The sequence below is a fragment of the Bacillus sp. AK25 genome (assembly GCF_048270685.1).
Taxonomy (GTDB): domain Bacteria; phylum Bacillota; class Bacilli; order Bacillales; family Bacillaceae; genus Bacillus; species Bacillus altitudinis.
The window spans coordinates 3,226,611-3,240,762 of the sequence record NZ_JBLUWC010000001.1 but is presented as its reverse complement, the minus strand read 5'-3'; the positions used below and the strand labels follow the sequence as shown (position 1 = coordinate 3,240,762).

Below are 14,152 nucleotides of genomic sequence, written 5' to 3'. Positions count from 1 at the left end.
ATTCCTTTATATGAGATTAAAAAAAGAGGACTTTTCATCACGCCCTGAGAAAAGTCCTCTTTTTGCTGTCATTAAGATGATTGAGCGGCTGCACTTAACGTGAATAAATCTTCTAGTTCGTTCGTTGACAGCTCTGTAATCCAGCTTTCACTTTGGATAATTTGATCATTTAACGTTTGTTTTGTTTCGAGCATTTGATCAATTTTTTCCTCTATCGTGCCGGTTGTGATCATCTTATGGACGTGAACAAACCGCTTTTGCCCGATGCGGTAAGCACGGTCTGTTGCTTGGTTTTCTACAGCAGGATTCCACCATCTATCGTAGTGAATGACATGATTGGCGGCAGTTAAGTTTAGTCCGGTTCCTCCTGCTTTTAAAGAAAGAATTAAGATGTTGAACTCTTTTTTCTGAAAGCGTTCCACCATTTTGTCCCGATCATGTTTTGATAAGCTCCCATTTAAAAATTGAACTGGTTCTCCAAACATCTTTTCGGCGAGCTGTTTGATCATGTTGCCCATTTCAATATACTGCGTAAAAATGAGACAGCTTTCTCCTTGTTCGTGTATGGCTTTTAACAGCTCTGCTAATTTATCCATTTTTAATGAACGCTTCAACAATTTCACATCTGTTCCGCTCTCTTTTAAATAAAGAGCAGGGTGATCGCAAATTTGTTTGAGTCTGCCAAGCATACTTAAAATGATGGCTTTCCGCTGCATCCCTGTTAAAGAGGCCATATGTTCGAATGTATCTTTGACCAGCTGTTCATATAAAGATGCCTGCTCTGCAGATAACGGGATGAATTCTTTTTCTTCTAGTTTCTCTGGCAGATTGAGTGCGACTTCTTCATCTTGTTTTGTTCGTCTTAATAAGAATGGCTTGATCAGCTGCTGCAGCTGTTGGATTCTTTTTTCTTCACGGTCTTTTTCAATCGGAAGGACGAACTTTTTATGAAAACTGGTCAGGCTGCCGAGATATCCTTTGTTCACGAAGTCGAAAATAGACCAAAGCTCTGTCAAACGGTTCTCCATCGGTGTCCCGCTGAGGGCAATGTGGTGCTGTCCTTTTAATTGCCTAATGGCTCTCGATTGTTTCGTATGGGCATTTTTAATGTTCTGGGCTTCGTCTAAGCAAATGGTATTCCATTTGGCTGCTGTTAATTCATCACGGTCAGAATGTGAGAGGCCATACGAAGTGAGGACGATATCTGTTGACTCGTATGCTTTTGTAAAGTTCTCACCTTGTGGACGTGACGGTCCATAATGCAGAGCGACATTTAAATGTGGTGCGAATGTTTCAAGCTCTCTTTGCCAGTTCCCTAATACGGAAGTCGGTGCAATGATGAGAGATGGAGCGGCGTCTTGTTGATGCTCCTTCAAATAGGTGAAATAAGCGATCATTTGAATCGTTTTTCCAAGCCCCATATCATCTGCTAAACAAGCCCCGAATCCATGAGACCTTAAGAACAGAAGCCAGTTGACACCGTGCTGCTGATACGGCCGCAGTGTGCCCTTAAAGGACTCACTCATCTCGTAGGATGGCAGCTCCTGTGTATCATTTAACTGATGAACAAGCCCTCGTAGTTGAGACGAAAGTTCAAATTGAATATGGGCAAAGGCCGAACTGTCTAGCAGCTCAGGAATCGACTCAGAAGAGGCCTCTTGGTCTGCGAGTTCACGTGACAAAATATCCGACATATGAAGTCCTTCGTTCTCAGCGCGCTCCATCCATTTCTTCATTTGCTGGATAAAGGTCGGATCGATTTTAATCCATTGTCCACGAATATTGACAAGACGACGTTTACTTTGAACAAGCTCGTTGAATTCATCTTCTGTCAGCTCAATCCCGTTTGTGGCAAAGCGCCAATTAAAGTCCATAAGGGCATCCATTCCAACGTGCGATTCGCCTCGTGGTGTGGAGGAAATCCGTGCTTTTAGCATCATGGTGCTTTCTTTGACGATTTGCCACCATGATGGGAGCAGGATCTCAATCCCCATGTTCACAAGTGTTTCACTCGCTTCAGACAGGAAGAGCCACGCTTCTTCTTCTGACATGAGGGTGGTACCAGATGTAAATGAGAGCCAAGGGACAATCTGACCGAACCGCTCCAGCTCTCTGGTGATTTTTTCTTGAAACGGACGCCATGATTTTTTTATAGAACGGATGCCTTCAAAGAAATGCAGATCACTGTTTTTCTTATCACGCAAAAACAGTTCAATTTTCCAATCATCCCCGTCGAAATCAGGCTCATTTAAACGCAAGCCGACAGTGAAAGGCGTCTCATCATCAATCCAGCCGATCGTTTCCAAAAAATCCTGTTCATCTAAAAAATGACCTTGGAAGGAGGAAAGAGCAGGCGATTGTGCAGTCATTCGGTTCCATTTGTGCTGCAAGGCATCATCATATTGAATGTAATCCTGTACGGCAAAGGAGAACCAATCAGCTGTGTAGCCATCTAACAGACCTTCTTTGTCTTTAAAGCGAAGCATTCCTTTTGTCCATGCCTCGAAATCTGGGACAAAATCTTCATCCTCGATGAATTCGTAAATGGTTGAGGCTGTTTTCATAAGCGGCTCTGTTTCATCCGTTAACGTCACATGGCTGAAAGTATTGAATGAATTCTTCCCTAGCAATTCAACGGTCATCCAAGGACTTAACAGGAAGGCAGGTGTGCCAATAAAGCTCACATCTTCTAAGAATGTTCCGTAAAAAGATGATTCGTGCCATTGGAAAAGCTGCCTCTTCATTTCATTTAGCGGTACAGGCTGTCCGTCCTCTGCTTGCGCTGAAATGGTGAAAGAGAAATCTTCGGTTTGTTCTGCATGAATGACAATTTGTTTATGGCGTGTCATCAATTAATTTTCCTTTCTTCATTTCCTCTTGGAACGCACGCAGCCGTTTTGTTGAATCTTGCAGCTGCTGTACATATCTTTCCCACACCGCGTTTTTTTTCGTTTTATGATAAAGCGTACGCAGTTTTTTGAGCATTTTCACAGATTCCCGGTAAGCACTTCGATTCTTTTGATCGAGAAGCTGTGAGATTTCCCGGTGGTACGAAGGAATGAGTGCTTCAGGCTCTTCCTTTGCAATCTGTTTGATCAGTTCTTTCTCCAATTCACTGATGGAGAAACCGACGAGGCTGTGTATTTCAATCCATTCTGCATAGCGTTCTTGTGCATATAAGAGCTGACTATATTCAGTAAATGCATAAGGCATACAGATTTGGAGATAGCGTTCATACAAGAAATGATCTTTCGTCTGTTTAAAGTACGCGTCTAAATAAAAGAAGAAATCGCTGACGGCTCCACGCAGTTCTCTATAAGATAGGTCAAGCTGGCAATATTCTTCTAATACATATGTGATCTCTTGATACCAAAGTTTGAGACGCTTCCAGTCCTTGCGGTTTGTGAGATCCTTTAGCCAATTGAGCACATTCGGCAGCATATCTGCATTGAGCAATTTTAATTGCTGGAAGAGTCTTTCGTCTTCTTTTAGCAAATAATCCATATGCATCAGCCCAATGGTGCGCTCAACCGTTTGCTCCTGCTGTTGGGCGCTCTTGAGTAGTTCTGTTTCTTTTTTGACCCATTTCCCTCTATTTAATATAGTTCCCCACATTTCCATAAAGACCGCAACTCGTTCATGCTGGAAAGGTCCGCTGATTTGAAGAAGTGTCCGAACGGCAGTTGGTGTGTTTTCAAGAAACGGATCGAGGGAAAAGGAAAGGGCGTATGTCCTCAAATGATCCACTGAATCAAAAATGGTGTTCATGAGCTGTTCTACATATGGATTCATCGAATAAAAGTCTTTTTCGGCATCAAGACGGCCGAGATCGATTAGCTCATGGAGCCTTAACCACACATCGATGGACGTATGAATCGCATATAAACTCTTGAATTCAGGTGAAGTGGGTGCGTGTTTTTTCAGGATCGATAAATAGCCGTAATACAAATGCTGTGGTGTTTGCTGGTGCTTCGGTGTCCGTTTCAGCCAGAGGTGAAATTCCTCCTGGAAAAAATTCAGCCAGCTCTGAAGTGATTGTTCATCTGGGCGCTTCACTTGGAAGTGCTGACGAATGAGTTCTTTGCTGCGCTGTAATTCATCCTTCTCTGACCAATTTTCTGTAAAGCCGGTCACACTCTCTACTTGAGCGTATAGCGAAAAGAAGACAGCGAGGATGTGTTTACATAGTCCATCAGCTGGACATGAGCAGCTGCTTCTCACTGGAAACAGCACATGAAGGTGGACTCTTGCTGCCACGACATCATGTACATAAGCTGACCATTCGGTATCAGACTCTTGCTTGAGCCGATATACGCTGTCCTGTCTATAAGTAATCAATGCTTTTTTGATGAGTTGCTTGTTTTCATCTGTTGCAGGAAGAAGTTCTTTGATCTGTTCGGCTGTTTGTTTGATTTCTTCTTCGTTGATGTTGTGCTGAAGCATTTGATCCGCTCCTAACCAAGTAAAAGATTCCAATTCTTTTATTATAGCTCAATGGTGATTTATAAAAAAGTTTTTCATGAAAATGGTCATAAATTTCAAAAGCTGTCGAATGATGTATTAGAGTATTGCATAAACCAACCATACAGCATATAATAATGAAATTAGTGGAATCGAAAGGATACAGACATGGATAATAAGGGTTTAAATCAAGAAGAGTTTTTAAAGATTTTGATGTACGCTCATGATATTGGTGAAAATTCCAATGATGTCACAACAAAAGAAATGCTTGAAAATCTGATTGCTCATATTCGAAATGGCCTTGTTTCATAAAAGTAACCCCCTGCTCTCTCAGCAGGGGGTTTTTGTATGCTTTTATGAATGGAACGAAAATCCCCGGCATACGATGACATTACAAGCATAAGGAGTATGGGGAGCTGATGTGTCATGAAGGTTGCGATTGCAGGCTGTGGGTATGTAGGGCTTGTCACAGGGGTGTGTTTAGCAGAGGCGGGACATGATGTGACATGTATGGATATTGACCGGCGGAAGGTCATGCAGCTGAAGCAAGGGAATCCTCCGATGTACGAGCCGGGATTAAAAGAACTGCTCAAACGGAATATGGAGCAAGGACGCATTCGTTTTCATATTAATGGAGCGTCAGCCTATTCGCAGGCTGACGTGTTAATGATTGCTGTCGGTACCCCGCAGCAGGCAGACGGTCAAGCTGATTTGCAGTATGTCTTTCAAGCGGCAAAGGAGATGGGCTTACAAGCAAAGCCAGGCGCAGTGCTTGTCGTGAAAAGTACAGTGCCTGTCGGAACGGGCGATCAAATTGATCATTTGATTCATCACGTGTTAGGTCGTAAGGAGCCATTATCTATCGCATCGAATCCAGAATTTTTACGAGAAGGCTCTGCCATCTCAGATACGTTGCGAGCGGATCGGCTGGTGATTGGAGCCGAAACAAAGAACGGATTAGATCAGCTAGAGTCTATGTATGCGGATTTCCACATTCCATTCGTGAGAACAGATCGGAAAAGCGCAGAGATGATCAAATACGCATCAAATGCATTTCTTGCCACAAAAATCAGCTTCATGAATGAAATTGCTTCGATTTGTGGAAAAACAGGAGCTGATGTTGAGAGAGTTGCAGAAGGGATGGGACTCGATCAGCGGATTGGTACTTCGTTTCTTAGGGCAGGCATTGGTTACGGAGGTTCCTGTTTTCCGAAGGATACTAATGCCCTTGTCCAAATTGCAGGGCATGTGTCCCATGATTTTGAGCTATTGAAGGCTGTCATCAAAGTCAACAATGAGCAGCGAGCAAGTTTTATTCGAAGTGTGAAGGAGCGGATGGGAGAAAACTTGGAAGGGAAGAGAATGGCTCTCCTTGGCCTTTCCTTTAAGCCGAATACAGATGATATGAGAGAGGCGCCGTCAATCCCGATCGCTCATCAGCTCCATCAATTAGGAGCGGAGATCGTAGCCTATGATCCTGCTGCCGCTCGCAATGCAGCTCAAGAACTGCCTGATCAAGTCCTTTTTGCTCAAACGATTGAAGAGGCGATCAAGGATGCTGATGCGGTCTGTATATTAACTGAGTGGGCGGATATTCAGTCATTTCCACTTTCAGCTTATAAAGATTTCATGAGGCAGCCGATCATTTTTGATGGCCGGAATTGTCATACGCTTGAAGCGGCAGAAGTAGCTGGTGTCGAGTATCATTCTATTGGGCGCAGGCCTGTCTCTCCTATTTATATGTAATGAGAAAAACCGATAACTTCACGTGTTATCGGTTTTTGCGTTAATGCGGAAGAATGAATCCGCCATATAAAAATGCAGCCACAATCAGAAAGGCAGGGTGCAATTTGAATTTGGTCATAAAGAAAAATGAAATGGCAGCAATGGCAAGTGATTGTGTCCAGCCAATGGCTTTCACGGCATCTCCGCCAATTTCCCATGTTAATAAAAGCATCATCATGGCAATGACAGGCTGTACAGATAGGGTCATGCCTTTGACGACAGAAGATTGGCGAAAACGATCAATGAGTTTTAGCAGTAAGATCAATCCGATCGCAGACGGCAGTACCGTCGCAAGCAGTGCAACGATAAAGCCTGGCCATCCCATGACATCATAGCCTACATAAGCCGCAATTTTCGTAGCGATTGGACCTGGAAGTGCGTTGGCTAATGCGAGCATATTGGAGAACCCTTCGTTCGTCATCCAATGAAAATGATTGACGATTTCTTCATAATTGAGCGGAATGGAGGCAGGTCCTCCGCCATACCCTAACAGATTGGATAAGAAGAATGCCCAGAATAAAAAGAGAATCAGCATCATGAAGACACTCCTTTCTCTTTATTTGTTCGATTCCAGCGATCTTTCAGTCTAAAATGAAAGGCACCATAACATAAAAAGATGATGACAATGATTCCTGGATGAATCGAGAGTACTTGAAGACCGACAAATGCCAAAAGGAATAGGGCGATTCCGAAGATCATGCCGAAGCCCTTCAACGCTTTTTGTCCAAATTCATATGCCATCATTCCTAACAGAACGGCAATCACTGGTGTCACAGCACCGATCATATTTTGAATGATGACTGAAGAGCTTAAGACGCTGACAAGTGTAACAAGTGCCACCATAGCGAGACATGTCGGTAAAATATGTGCAGCTGTTGCAACAATGGCGCCAGATACACCTTTTAATCGATAGCCGAGGTATGCCGACATTTTCGTAGCAATCGGTCCGGGTAATGCGTTGGCGATGGCGAGTGTTTCTCCAAATTCGTCATCATTGATCCATTTGTATTTGACGACCGCTTCATGGCGAATGAGCGGGATCACAGAAGGTCCTCCGCCAAATCCCAGAATACCGGTTCGCACCATGGCGATCATGAGTTCAAGATATGATTGCAAGTGGTTCAACTCCTATCTACAATTTCATGCCCATTCGGCTTTTGTATCGTTTAATGAGCATTTGACAGTCCACACTGACGACGCCTTCAAGTGGGTACAGCTTCTTTGTCAGGAACGTCTCCATTTCCTGTTCATTTTGAAAAATGCCATGCATATGCAGTTTGCTTGGTCCTGTCATATGATAAAGGCTTGTGACGGCTGTTTCCTGCTCAAGCTGAAGGGCGACTGTTTCTAAACATTTCGGCTCAACCTCTACGTTAAAAAAGACAGAGACATGAATGCCGATCTTTGCTGGATTAATGACAGCGGTGAATCGTTCAATGACACCTGCTTCAATAAGCTGCTGAATACGGGCTTGTACTGCAACACGGGAAAGGCCGACTTGTTTCCCTAAATCTGTATAGGACATACGCCCGTCTTCGTGTAATAAGGAAAGAATTTGTTTATCTCTTTCATCTAATGTTAAGTTTGGAATGCGATATTCATGTGCCATCGTATAACCACCTTTCTTCTGTTGATATTCTATCATATTTTATTGCGAATAGAATGTTTGATTTTCAATTGAGTAACGAAATGAAATGGTAAAGGAATATAAAACATCTTTTTGCATAAAAAAACACCCCGGCATCACCGGGGTGTGTTCATTTTAATTTTCTGGGCTGCTTTCCGCACTGGCAATTTGTTGTGCAAGGTCAGCACGATCAATGTCTGCTTGGAAGAACTCTTGCGTATTTGGAAGGTGTAAATTCATGTGACGTTTTTGGGAAATTCGGATGGTCACTTGATCCACAGTGTAATCAAATACGTGCCCGCCGACACTGCGATCATCATCAATAAAGTGGAGATGATATCCGCTTACCGCAATGCCATGTGCGTACTGCGGTGTTCGGAATCCTGCAATAGTTCCGCGAATATCCTCGAAATCGAAAATAGGCTGTGACTTAACTGCTTCTACCATCGGAACGTAAGGTTTTTCCTGTTTTTCAACCGTACGGGTTTGAACCTTTTTGAATGACCCATCGATGCGGATCGCATAAAAGACATTTTTGCTCGGTAAGATTCGGTCGATTTCTTCCTCTAGCTCTTTGGACGTCATCGGTGCATCAATTCGATGAACGATGTCCGTTTCAAAGAATGCTAGAGAGCAGAATGGTGAATAATCTTGATCGGTTACTGGTGTGGCTGTTCCATCAGAGCGCAGTCGATAAAAAGCGCCATCAAAGCCGATTAGTTCCCCATCTAATTGATTGAATGTGCCAATGCCAAAATCACCGTGCTCGGGAATATGTGATAGGGAGAAATCTCCATCGTATACGGCTTCCAGCAAGGAGGTCATGGTTGATACTTGATAGACCTCTTGCTTTTTGTCCTGCGGTATTGTGTTGTTTTGTTGATTCATTGGGTGCATCATACCCATATCCGCTCACTCCTTTAACGTAATGTATCGAAGTCTTATCTGACGTTCGTTGTGTGTTTTTCACGAAAGACTTCTGGCCATTTTTGACTGGCGAGGTCTGGGTTGTCTTGATAGTCTATCGGAATATCAATAATAACGGGTCCTTCTATGTTTATACCCTTTTGAAGGACAGTTGAAAGCTCTTCAGGTGAGTTGACACGTAATCCAGTTGCTCCAAAGCTTTCTGCATATTTCACTAAGTCGATCTGACCGAACTCAACACAAGACGTACGGTCATACTTCATTTCCTGCTGGAATGCCACCATATCGTATGTGCTGTCGTTCCAAACGAGATGAACGAGATTTGTTTTCATGCGCACGGCTGTTTCTAATTCCATGGCGGAGAAGAGAAAACCGCCATCACCTGAGACTGAAATGATCTTTTCATCTGGATTCAATATGGAGGCTGCAATTGCCCATGGTAAAGCCACGCCAAGTGTTTGCATTCCGTTACTCACTAGGAACGTGTTCGGTTCATAAACACGGAAGTGGCGAGAGATCCAAATGGCATGAGATCCGATATCACATGTCACTTTCGTGTCATCTGGGATGATACGTCTCAACGTATGAATGACATCCAGCGGGTGTGATAAATGACTTTCTCTTTCTGGTGCTTTTTCGATATCACTTAACAGCTCTTGTAATTCTGTGACCAGATCTATGTTCTTTTTGCATAATGAAAGTGGAACGCTGTCGTGGGCTAGATGTTGCACCGTTTCAGATATATTGCCCACAAGCTCAAGCGTCGGTTCATAGAAATGGTCAATATCTGCCTGCATGTCATCCACATGAATGATTTGACGCTGCTGCGGTTTCAAATTCCAATGCTTCGGATCGTATTCGATTGGATCAAATCCAATAGTTAAAATCACATCCGCTTTCTCAATGAGAAGGTCCCCTGGCTGATTACGGAATAAGCCGATTCTGCCCACATATTGAGGCTCAAGCTCTCTTGAGAGAACGCCGGCTCCTTGGTACGTTTCGACAAATGGGATACCAAGTGTTTTTAATAATGTTCTTGTCGCATTTGCCGCAGCTGGACGGCTAGCTTTCATTCCCACAATTGCAACAGGTAAGTGCGCATTTTGAATTTTGGCGATGGCCGAACTGATGAGAGCATCCGGTGCAGGACCTAGTTCTGGAGAAGGGTGAGCAGACACTGGTGTTTGTGTGGTGTGTTCGGTCACGACATCTTGTGGAAAGCTGATAAATGCTGCTCCAGCTTGACCTCTTTGTGCCGCGCGAAAAGCATTTGTTAATGCTTCTGGTATATTGTTTACGTCTTGTACTTCAACGCTATATTTTGTCACTGGTTTGAATAATGCCGCATTGTCGAGTGATTGATGTGTTCGTTTGAGTCGATCCGCACGGATGACGTTTCCAGCGATTGCAACAACAGGGTCACCTTCTGTATTGGCTGTTAATAGACCTGTCGCTAAATTGGATGCGCCAGGACCTGATGTGACGAGACAAACGCCTGGTTTGCCAGTTAAACGACCGACAGCTGCTGCCATGAATGCCGCATTTTGTTCGTGTCTGCATAGCACAAGCTCTGGACCTCTGTCTTTTAATACATCAAATACTGCATCAATTTTTGCACCTGGAATCGCAAAAACATGGGTCACACCTTGGGCAATGAGCGTATCGACAATCAACTCTGCTCCTCGTTTTGTTAGGGGTTGTGTTTGAGAATTCATATACCCCGCACTCCTTTCGGCAAGTAAAATTTTTTATGAAAATATATTTTCATGATATGTTTTACTATACATTTCACAAAATAAATTTTCCAATATATGTTTAACGTAGTTTTAATATGTTTCACGAATAAGTGTTTGAGGAGTGAAAGGATGGAACTGAGACATTTGCAGTATTTTGTCACAGTCGCGGAGGAGCTGCATTTCGGTAGAGCGGCCGCACGATTGAACATGACACAGCCTCCACTTAGTCAGCAAATTAAGCAGTTTGAGGAAGAATTGGGATTTCCTTTGTTTCACCGGTCTAAACGGGTGGTGGAGTTAACAGCTGCTGGAAAGGTTTTTTTACATGAGGTCCGGGGGGTGCTGCATCAGCTTGATAAAGCCGTTGATCATGCCCGGCATACGGCAAGAGGGGAGCTTGGGAAGATTATCATCGGTTTCGTTGGTACAGCGACATATGATATTCTGCCGCCAGTTGTCCGTGAATTCAGAGAGCTGTACCCCTCTGTCAGTATTGAGCTGCAACAGCTCTCTGTCCCGCAGCAGCTTGAGGCGCTTTTGAATGGTGAGATTGATATTGGTTTTTTGCATCCTACATCACCGCAAGAAGAATTGGTCAGTCGTTTAATGAAGCAAAGTGAATGTATTTTTGCGATTCCGAAAAACCATCCGCTGGCGGAAAAAGAAGCGGTCACGATTGAAGATATTCGTGATGAGCCGATTATTTCTTTATCAAAGGAATCATGGCCGTCCCTTTATCAGTATTTTGTCCTACTTTGTGAAAAGTATGGATTTTCACCTAATATCGTGCAGGAAGCAGCAGAATATCAAATGGTCATTGGGCTTGTCACAGCGGGAATCGGAATTGCTATCATTCCAACATCGGCCCGGCGTTTATTTAATTTAGATGTGGTGTATCGGTCAATTGAAGGTGAGCAGCTACTCGCGGAATGGACCATTTCTTATAGACGAGAAAATCATAATCCGGCATTGTTTCATCTTGTCCATCATATTCTCCATCGCGCTGAGCCGGAATAAGGGAAGAGAGAACGGGGTATGGTATGATGTCGTTACATACAAGAGGAGGCATGTCTGAAGTGATTACATTACAAATGGATCAGTTGTCACGAAAAGAAGCATATAAAGTATTATCTGGTTCCGTCGTTCCAAGACCCATTGCATTTATTACAAGCCTTTCTAAAGAAGAAGTCGTCAATGCTGCACCATTTAGTTTCTTTAATGTCATCAGCGGTCATCCTCCGCTGATCGCTGTTTCTATTGGACGTCGTCAAGGAGAGATGAAAGATACAGCAAAACATATCATCGACAGGGAAGAATTTGTTGTCCATGTGAGTGATGAAGCGATGATTGAAGATATTAATGAAACAGCTGCTACTTTGCCAGAGGAAGAGAGTGAGCTGACTCGTACCGGTCTTCATCAAGTGAAGAGCAGCGTGGTGTCAGTGCCAGGAATCAAGGAAGCACGCATTCGCTTTGAATGTCAGCTGGAAAGACATCTGACCTTTCAAAATGATGAAGGGGAGGTCACAGTCGATCATATCATTGGCCGGGTGGTGTGTGCGCATTTAGATGAGTCTGTCTATGATGCGGAAAAAGGATATATTTTTACGAATGAATTAAAGCCAGTCGCGCGCCTAGCAGGTAATGATTATGCCCATTTAGGCACGCCATTTGTACTGAAGAGACCGGAATAACATCTAAAACCCCCGAGGCTATCGGGGGTTTAGTGTTTATTTCTTTTGTTCTAGTTTCAATGGTGCGGCGATATTTTTTTCTACCTTTTTGCCTTTTAATACATCGTCAGCAGCGCCGACTGCCAGTTGACCGATCAGCTCTGGCTGCTGCGCGACTGTTGCAGATAGTTTTCCTGCTTTGATCGAGTTGAGTGCATCTTCGTTACCGTCGAAACCGACGACAAGAATGTCTTTTCCAGAGCTTTGGATGGCCTCTAGTGCGCCAAGCGCCATTTCATCATTGTGGGCAAAAACGGCTTTGATGTCAGGGTTTCCTTGAAGAAGGTTTTCCATCACGTTGAGCCCTTTTGTCCGGTCGAAGTCAGCGGCTTGTTTTGCTGTGACATCTAACTTTTTGTCTGCAATTTGATGGAAACCTTTTCCTCGTTCACGTGTCGCAGAAGCACCTGGTACACCTTCTAGTTCAGCCACTTTTGCGCCTTTACCAACCTTGTCGATGATAAAGTTAGCGGCCATTTCGCCGCCTTTGATGTTATCGGAAGCAACGAGCGCTTCAACCTTTCCGCTTTCTGCGGAGCGGTCTAATGTGATGACCGGTATGTCTGAAGCATTCGCAGATTCGACAGCCGTTGATATGGCAGAGGAATCGGCTGGGTTAATGAGTAATGCATCAACCCCTTGTTGAATTAAATCTTCTACATCACTCGTTTGTTTCGCTGAATCATTTTGTGCATCGGCAATGACAACTTCGATGCCAAGCTTTTTCGCTTCTTTTGTCACGCCGTTTTTAAGAGAAACGAAGAATGGGTTATTTAAAGTCGAGATCGACAGTCCGATTTTAATGTCTTTTTTCTTGCCATCCTTTGTTGATTTGGCCCACTCTGGCGGTTCAAGCGAGCAGGCAGAGAGCATGAATAATGAGAGAGTCACGATCAGGATTACATATTTTTTCATAGCAGCTGCCTCCTTAAGCAGATTTCTTTCTGTCGAGTAGGACTGCAATCAAGATGACAATCCCTTTCACAACAGATTGATAAAATGATGAAACACCAAGTAAGTTCATACCATTGTTCAAGACACCAATAATGAGCACCCCGATGAGTGTGCCGACAATTCGTCCTCTTCCGCCGGATAGGCTTGTCCCGCCAAGTACAACGGCAGCAATTGCATCAAGTTCATACGACGTACCAGCTGTTGGCTGGGCTGAGTTGAGACGAGATGTTAAGATCGCACCTGCTAAAGCAGACATAAAGCCGGCTAATGAGTAAATCATGATTTTGACGCGTGGTACTTTAATGCCTGAGATGAGGGCTGCTTTTTCATTTCCGCCAATGGCATACGTTCTTCTGCCAAAAGGTGTTTTATGAAGCAAGACCCAAAGTACGATAAAGGTGAGAAGCATGGTGATCGCTGGAACAGGAATGCCTAAGAAATATCCACGGCCAAATAGCTGAAATGCATAGTTAGAGCCAAGCCCTGTAATTGGATTTCCGTCTGTATAAACAAGCGTCAATCCTCTGAAAATCGTCATCGTCGCAAGTGTTGCGATAAAAGGAGCCATTTTTCCTTTTGTGATTAAAAGACCGTTGATCATTCCAAGGATGGCACCGATGATACATCCAACGATGATGGCAAGAATTGGGTCCAAACCAGATACAATAAAGCCGGCAGTCAGAGCACTAGACAGCGCTAGAATGGCACCGACAGACAAATCAATTCCTCCGGTTAAAATAACAAACGTCATGCCAAAGGCAATGAGGGCGTTAATGGAGATCTGTCTGAGTAAGTTTAAAATGTTTAATGGTTCTAAAAAGGCCGGATTTAAAATAGAAACAATGGCAACAAGGATGATGAGTCCTAAGAATGGCCCAAGCTTTTGCATGATGTTGTCAAATCGTCCATTTGAAGTAAGTGGTTTCATG

13 protein-coding genes are annotated in these 14,152 nt (G+C 43.7%); 4 read left to right on the top strand and 9 right to left on the bottom strand.

Annotation, left to right across the window (positions count from 1 at the left end; translation table 11 throughout):
• Positions 1-71: 71 nt before the first annotated feature.
• Positions 72-2,849 carry a DEAD/DEAH box helicase gene (locus ACNO7B_RS16770; protein WP_417901730.1) on the bottom strand — a complete coding sequence of 926 codons (2,778 nt, stop codon included), beginning with the start codon at positions 2,847-2,849 and terminating at the stop codon, positions 72-74.
• Positions 2,836-4,443, bottom strand: a complete 1,608-nt coding sequence (locus tag ACNO7B_RS16765) for an SWIM zinc finger family protein (RefSeq protein ID WP_417901729.1) — start codon at positions 4,441-4,443, stop codon at positions 2,836-2,838. The genes ACNO7B_RS16770 and ACNO7B_RS16765 overlap by 14 nt, the downstream gene beginning before the upstream one ends.
• Positions 4,444-4,629: 186 nt before the next feature.
• Between ACNO7B_RS16765 and ACNO7B_RS16760 the strand changes: the two genes are divergently transcribed.
• Positions 4,630-4,773, top strand: coding sequence for a hypothetical protein (locus tag ACNO7B_RS16760; RefSeq protein ID WP_003214884.1), 144 nt, complete (start codon positions 4,630-4,632; stop codon positions 4,771-4,773).
• A 114-nt stretch (positions 4,774-4,887) separates the two neighbouring features.
• Positions 4,888-6,207, top strand: a complete 1,320-nt coding sequence (locus ACNO7B_RS16755) for a UDP-glucose dehydrogenase family protein (protein ID WP_224564257.1) — start codon at positions 4,888-4,890, stop codon at positions 6,205-6,207.
• A gap of 40 nt (positions 6,208-6,247) precedes the next feature.
• Here ACNO7B_RS16755 and ACNO7B_RS16750 read toward each other — a convergent pair whose 3' ends face one another.
• The 5 genes from ACNO7B_RS16750 to alsS all read right to left on the bottom strand — a co-directional run bounded on the left by ACNO7B_RS16750 (position 6,248) and on the right by alsS (position 10,515).
• Positions 6,248-6,781, bottom strand: a complete 534-nt coding sequence (locus ACNO7B_RS16750; protein WP_007497548.1) for a chromate transporter — start codon at positions 6,779-6,781, stop codon at positions 6,248-6,250.
• On the bottom strand, positions 6,781-7,341 hold the full coding sequence (locus tag ACNO7B_RS16745; protein WP_041091499.1) for a chromate transporter: 561 nt from the start codon (positions 7,339-7,341) through the stop codon (positions 6,781-6,783). The genes ACNO7B_RS16750 and ACNO7B_RS16745 overlap by 1 nt, the downstream gene beginning before the upstream one ends.
• 37 nt (positions 7,342-7,378) lie before the next feature.
• A complete protein-coding gene (locus ACNO7B_RS16740; RefSeq protein WP_017360010.1) occupies positions 7,379-7,855 on the bottom strand; it encodes an Lrp/AsnC family transcriptional regulator in 477 nt (158 codons plus the stop codon).
• A 153-nt stretch (positions 7,856-8,008) separates the two neighbouring features.
• A complete protein-coding gene (gene budA, locus ACNO7B_RS16735; RefSeq protein ID WP_411859179.1) occupies positions 8,009-8,770 on the bottom strand; it encodes an acetolactate decarboxylase in 762 nt (253 codons plus the stop codon).
• 44 nt (positions 8,771-8,814) lie between these two features.
• Positions 8,815-10,515, bottom strand: coding sequence for an acetolactate synthase AlsS (gene alsS / locus ACNO7B_RS16730; RefSeq protein WP_035702273.1), 1,701 nt, complete (start codon positions 10,513-10,515; stop codon positions 8,815-8,817).
• Between the two features lie 150 nt (positions 10,516-10,665).
• Between alsS and alsR the strand changes: the two genes are divergently transcribed.
• The gene (gene alsR / locus ACNO7B_RS16725) at positions 10,666-11,553 is read left to right on the top strand and encodes an acetoin biosynthesis transcriptional regulator AlsR (protein WP_035702272.1); all 888 of its coding nucleotides are present in this window, start codon (positions 10,666-10,668) and stop codon (positions 11,551-11,553) included.
• Positions 11,554-11,612: 59 nt separating this feature from the next.
• Positions 11,613-12,230, top strand: a complete 618-nt coding sequence (locus tag ACNO7B_RS16720) for a flavin reductase family protein (RefSeq protein ID WP_211251391.1) — start codon at positions 11,613-11,615, stop codon at positions 12,228-12,230.
• A gap of 36 nt (positions 12,231-12,266) precedes the next feature.
• On the opposite strand, the gene rbsB is transcribed toward ACNO7B_RS16720, so the two are convergent.
• Together rbsB and rbsC are read right to left on the bottom strand one after the other, a co-directional pair.
• Positions 12,267-13,184 carry a ribose ABC transporter substrate-binding protein RbsB gene (gene rbsB / locus ACNO7B_RS16715; RefSeq protein WP_017368181.1) on the bottom strand — a complete coding sequence of 306 codons (918 nt, stop codon included), beginning with the start codon at positions 13,182-13,184 and terminating at the stop codon, positions 12,267-12,269.
• 13 nt (positions 13,185-13,197) lie between these two features.
• Positions 13,198-14,151 (bottom strand): ribose ABC transporter permease RbsC, encoded by a 954-nt coding sequence (gene rbsC, locus ACNO7B_RS16710; RefSeq protein ID WP_007497532.1) that lies wholly within the window; start codon positions 14,149-14,151, stop codon positions 13,198-13,200.
• Between the last annotated feature and the right edge of the window lies 1 nt (position 14,152).

Coding starts and splice junctions, on each gene's coding strand:
- ACNO7B_RS16770 (WP_417901730.1), bottom strand. CDS start 2,849: ATGACACGCCATAAACAAATTGTCATTCATGCAGAACAAACCGAAGAT.
- ACNO7B_RS16765 (WP_417901729.1), bottom strand. CDS start 4,443: ATGCTTCAGCACAACATCAACGAAGAAGAAATCAAACAAACAGCCGAA.
- ACNO7B_RS16760 (WP_003214884.1), top strand. CDS start 4,630: ATGGATAATAAGGGTTTAAATCAAGAAGAGTTTTTAAAGATTTTGATG.
- ACNO7B_RS16755 (WP_224564257.1), top strand. CDS start 4,888: ATGAAGGTTGCGATTGCAGGCTGTGGGTATGTAGGGCTTGTCACAGGG.
- ACNO7B_RS16750 (WP_007497548.1), bottom strand. CDS start 6,781: ATGCTGATTCTCTTTTTATTCTGGGCATTCTTCTTATCCAATCTGTTA.
- ACNO7B_RS16745 (WP_041091499.1), bottom strand. CDS start 7,341: ATGATCGCCATGGTGCGAACCGGTATTCTGGGATTTGGCGGAGGACCT.
- ACNO7B_RS16740 (WP_017360010.1), bottom strand. CDS start 7,855: ATGGCACATGAATATCGCATTCCAAACTTAACATTAGATGAAAGAGAT.
- budA (WP_411859179.1), bottom strand. CDS start 8,770: ATGCACCCAATGAATCAACAAAACAACACAATACCGCAGGACAAAAAG.
- alsS (WP_035702273.1), bottom strand. CDS start 10,515: ATGAATTCTCAAACACAACCCCTAACAAAACGAGGAGCAGAGTTGATT.
- alsR (WP_035702272.1), top strand. CDS start 10,666: ATGGAACTGAGACATTTGCAGTATTTTGTCACAGTCGCGGAGGAGCTG.
- rbsB (WP_017368181.1), bottom strand. CDS start 13,184: ATGAAAAAATATGTAATCCTGATCGTGACTCTCTCATTATTCATGCTC.
- rbsC (WP_007497532.1), bottom strand. CDS start 14,151: ATGAAACCACTTACTTCAAATGGACGATTTGACAACATCATGCAAAAG.